Genomic DNA, 375 nt, shown 5'->3' with positions numbered 1-375 from the left:
TTAAGGCATCACCGACATTGTTGGCATTAACTGTTGTACCGTCAGTTTTAGTGGTGACATAAGTTGGTGAGCTTACTGCACCTGTTGTGCTGTCATAGCTTGATCCACCACCCAGATTGTTGGCTGTACTGTTGCCCAAGGCATCAGTCTTGTTATTGCTTGAGGTACTTAATGCATCAAGCTGGCCTTTGTTTACTGCATCAGTGGCATTGGTGCCCGCACCGACATTCGTAACTTTCTCACCATTGGCATCCAGTCCGTTCGCTGTCAGCTTCCCTGCAAACACAGGCGCATCGGCAAGTTGAATATCAACGGTATTACCACTGATAACCGTTTTAACATTCGAGTTCGAGCCAGATGCTGTCAGCCCACCTG

1 pseudogene is annotated in these 375 nt (G+C 48.0%); it reads right to left on the bottom strand.

The window, feature by feature from the left end:
* Positions 1–375, bottom strand: a pseudogene (locus ACIF8R_RS18370) (hypothetical protein); the annotation flags it as partial.

This window comes from Acinetobacter sp. ABJ_C4_1 (assembly GCF_044538495.1).
In the GTDB taxonomy this organism is placed as follows: domain Bacteria; phylum Pseudomonadota; class Gammaproteobacteria; order Pseudomonadales; family Moraxellaceae; genus Acinetobacter; species Acinetobacter nosocomialis_A.
Note: the sequence above shows the minus strand (reverse complement) of the source record. Positions and strands in the feature narration are given on the sequence as shown.